The sequence below is a fragment of the Bacillus sp. JJ1764 genome, from assembly GCF_036962145.1.
GTDB lineage: Bacteria > Bacillota > Bacilli > Bacillales > Cytobacillaceae > Neobacillus.
The window spans coordinates 1-4,170 of the sequence record NZ_JBALNY010000143.1; the positions used below are offsets into that span (position 1 = coordinate 1).

4 protein-coding genes are annotated in these 4,170 nt (G+C 35.0%); 2 read left to right on the forward strand and 2 right to left on the reverse strand.

All coding sequences use genetic code 11. The features are described from left to right. Nucleotides 1-1,531, forward strand: a 1,531-nt coding sequence (locus V7083_RS18605; RefSeq protein WP_335480704.1) for a methyl-accepting chemotaxis protein, incomplete at its 5' end; no start/stop codon positions are given. A gap of 142 nt (nucleotides 1,532-1,673) precedes the next feature. On the opposite strand, the gene V7083_RS18610 is transcribed toward V7083_RS18605, so the two are convergent. Beyond that, nucleotides 1,674-2,024, reverse strand: coding sequence for a DUF2200 domain-containing protein (locus V7083_RS18610; protein ID WP_335480706.1), 351 nt, complete (start codon nucleotides 2,022-2,024; stop codon nucleotides 1,674-1,676). Between the two features lie 286 nt (nucleotides 2,025-2,310). Here V7083_RS18610 and V7083_RS18615 point away from each other — a divergent pair, with 286 nt between their 5' ends. Beyond that, a complete protein-coding gene (locus V7083_RS18615) occupies nucleotides 2,311-2,934 on the forward strand; it encodes a 50S ribosomal protein L25/general stress protein Ctc (RefSeq protein WP_335480708.1) in 624 nt (207 codons plus the stop codon). Nucleotides 2,935-3,359: 425 nt separating this feature from the next. Here the strand turns inward: V7083_RS18615 and V7083_RS18620 are convergent, their stop codons facing one another. Continuing rightward, the gene (locus V7083_RS18620; protein ID WP_335480710.1) at nucleotides 3,360-4,082 is read right to left on the reverse strand and encodes a YebC/PmpR family DNA-binding transcriptional regulator; all 723 of its coding nucleotides are present in this window, start codon (nucleotides 4,080-4,082) and stop codon (nucleotides 3,360-3,362) included. Nucleotides 4,083-4,170 lie beyond the last annotated feature (88 nt).

A 4,170-nucleotide genomic window follows, 5' to 3' on the forward strand; every position in this document is an offset into this window, starting at 1 on the left:
CCAATTTCGATTAACTGGAATATCAAATGACGAAAGAGCCTTCCTAATTAACGGCGACTCTAATTATCCAATAGAAATGGAGAATAAAGCCGAGGAAATTAAAAAGAACTTAACTTCTATAAAAGGTTTAGTGGATGTTCAACAGGAAAAAGATAATATCGAAAAGATAGAGTCGGCATATAATGAATATTGGAATTCAAGTCAAAAAGTTGTGGATTACTACCATACCAATAAAGAACAAGCTCTTTTAGTCCATTTTGGGGAAGAAAGAACCGTACGTAAAGATATGCTGGACCCACAAGTAAATAAATATACGGACGAACTGACTAAAAAGAACAACAGCCAAAAGGTTTCTATTAAAAATGAAATGACAAGGTTCATATATATTCTTATTGCTTTAACGGCTTTAGTAACATTTATCGGTATTTTCTTTGGTTTAACCATTATTCGGTCTATCATTAAACCTTTGAATCTTTTAAACCGACAAATGGATAAAATTGCAACTGGCGAGGCTGATCTCACCCAGTATATTGAGGTAAAAAATAAAGATGAATTTGGGCAGTTAGCCAATTCATTTAATGAATTTGTTAAATCCATCAGGGATATTATTAGAAGTATCAATTCTACATCCAGTCAAGTAACCTCCTCAGCAGAAGAATTTTCTACTAGTTCAGAGCAAGCCAAAATCGCTACTGAACATGTGGCTGAGTCCATGCAAGAAATTGCTACAAGCACTCATAAACAAAAAAATATGGTGGAAGAAACGACGTTCTCATTAAAAGAGTCTGTTCTGGCACTAGCCAATATTACATCTTACTCTTCTAACGTGGCACATAAGTCATCAGCTGTTAAAGAAAAAGCTGAAATCGGTGCAGAATCTGTATCAAAGATTGTGGGCCAAATGGATTCTATAAATGCTTCAGTGGATGGTACTGTGGATGGAATTACATCTTTGAATGAATCTGCAGGAAAAATCAGTAATATTACCAGTTTAATTAACGATATAGCTTCCCAAACAAATTTATTAGCACTAAATGCTGCGATTGAAGCTGCCCGTGCTGGTGAGCATGGAAAAGGTTTTGCTGTTGTTGCCGATGAAGTAAGAAAATTAGCGGAGCAGTCTAGCCAATCCGTTAATCAGATCAATGAGTTAGTCGTAAACATCCAACGTGAAACTGAATCATCAAAAGCATCCATAGAAAACGTAAAAGAAAATGTATCCCTTGGGATGGTTATTACAAAAGAAACTGCGAATAAGTTTAATGAAATCCTAACAGAAATTGAATTGGTATCTTCGAATATCCAAGAGATTGCGGCTACTTCCGAGGAGCTCAATTCCAGTTTTGCTTTTGTTGCGAACTCGGTTGAGGAAGTTTCTTATATGACAAAAGAAACGACGTCAAGCATTGAAATGATTGCTGCTTCAACAGAAGAACAAATGGCATCTTCCAGTCAAATATCAAATTCTGCCAAAAGCCTTGCTGCTTTAGCAAATGAATTACGAAATATGATGAAACGTTTTACTGTCTAATAAAAAGAAGTCAACGACGAGTTGACTTCTTTTTATTAACTTTAAAATTTATAAAGAAGAAATGATATAAATTTTTTATATTCAGAAGTAAAGGAAGACTCACGTTTTAACAGTTATTTTCGGGTAATAGAAATTTTAATTATTATTCCCGAAAAATTTTCTCCATCGCTTTTCCCTTCGCTAATTCATCTATAAGCTTATCTAAATAGCGAATTTCCTGCATAGTTGGTTCTTCAATATCTTCCACTCGGACACCGCAAACCACCCCTTTGATCAAAGCCCTTGAAGGATTCAGTTGGGGAGCTTCCGAAAAGAAAGTCTTAAAGTCTGTCTGTTTTTTCAGTTGCGCTTCTAACTCTTCATGGCTATACCCTGTTAACCAAAGGATGATTTCATCGACTTCCGTTTTCGTACGTCCTTTTTTCTCCGCCTTCATAACATAATGGGGATATACACTTGCGAAACTCATTGTATAGATCTTATGTTTGGTCATGCTACATCCTCCTTTTTTCTTAAGTCTATCACATTTGGCTGTTAAGAATTTCTTCTCATTTACCCTTTTCTTATTTAATTAAATACCTTAAACAGGTTCACCTTAACGCATCTATATAAGTTTCTTTCCATAAGTAATACATAAAAAACTTAGGGCAAAATATTTGATATATTGAAAATTGTGTTTCTATAATAGAATAGTAAAGTTTATGCTTAGACATTCCTATAAGAGAAAGTAATTTTATACCTATGTCTAAAATTCTTATTTATCAGGAAGGTGAAAAGCAATGAGCACTATGCTAGTTGCGAAAGAACGGTTCGATTTTCGAAAATCAGCTTTACATCAATTAAGAGGCGAAGGAAAGATCCCATCAGTGGTCTACGGAAAACATGAAGAAAGTAAAGCAATCACTGTCAATAACGCGGATCTACTAAAAGTCATTAGAAAAGTAGGGAGAAATGGAATTATTTCATTGAACGTGAATGGACATTCTGAGGATGTCATACTTGCGGATTATCAATATAATCCGATTAGTCATGATATTCTTCATGCAGATTTTCATCATATCAATATGTCAACTAAGATTCATGTCCTGGTACATGTGGTCTTGACTGGATCTTCGGAAAGTACTGAAATTGGAGGAATTCTCCAACAGTCTCTGCATGAGTTAAATATTTCAGCCAAACCAAAAGATATCCCTGAAACCATTGAGGTCGATATCTCCAAAATTAAAATAGGCCATACCATTAAAATTGGCGATATCAGACAAAACTACAGCAATATAGTGATTAATCACGAAGATGATGAGGTAATCGTTACCGCACTAGCTTCAAAAATAGAAGAAGAAAGCACCGAGGAACAGCAGGATGAAAAAAAAGAAAAAGAAACTGCTACAGGATCCCAAGCCTAAAATAAATAGTCTTCAAAATGGCACTCATTCTTTTGAGTGCTATTTCTTTAATCTTATTGATACCAAGATCTTAATATCGCTTCTCTACAATCCCCTTTTTAAACGCCAAACCTAAAAAATAATCTTATATTTTAAATCGAAAAAATTTTAGATTCCAATCGTATAAAAACTTCATATAAAAATCTCAAAGCAATAAAAAAACTCACTCCTTATATGATTTTTTCATATAAACAAGTGAGTTTTTTAAAGTGTAGGTTATCTTAGTAAGTAACAAATGTCTATCACACTTTTCGAGGGAACATTTAAAGACGAATGCCATCACCCATCGGTATTGTGTTAAACTTTAGTCACAATCATTGAAATATACCTTTACTTTATAAGTATTAAACGTTGGTTGATCAAGTTTTTGAGCTAGCTTTTTTCAATTATTCCCCTAAATCAACATTATGGTAAACTTGTTGAACATCCTCTAAGTCTTCCAGAGCATCGATTAATTTTTCAAATTTAGGTACAACATCTTCTGGAACTGTGATTTCATTTTGCGCTAACATCGTTAATTCTGCAACAGTGAACTCAGTAATACCTGCTGTTTTGAAAGCTTCCTGTACAGCGTGGAATTGATCTGGAGCAGCATACACTACAACTTGGTTATCATCTTCCTCTATGACGTCACGTACATCGACATCTGCTTCCATTAATAGCTCAAGAACTTCCTCTTCCGATTTACCCTCGACACCAATAACGGCTGTTGCATCAAACATATAAGCTACAGAACCGCTGACACCCATATTTCCGCCATTTTTACCAAACGCAGCACGAACTTCTGATGCTGTACGGTTTACGTTATTAGTTAAGGCATCAACGATGATCATCGACCCGTTTGGTCCGAAACCCTCGTAACGTAGTTCGTCAAAGCTTTCATCAGAACCACCTTTTGCTTTATCAATCGCACGGTCAATAATATGTCTAGGCACACTATATGTTTTTGCCCGTTCAAGTACAAATCTTAAAGCGGTATTTGATTCTGGATCAGGTTCACCTTGTCTCGCAGCTACATAGATTTCACGTCCAAATTTTGCATAAATACGACTCGTATTAGCATCTTTTGTCGCTTTTTTGTCCTTGATATTATTCCATTTACGTCCCATATGAACACTCTCCAATTTATTTGAATCTGCACAAAACTATTATAATGAAACAAGCACTTCTTCAACACTTTTTCAAAATAACAATCTT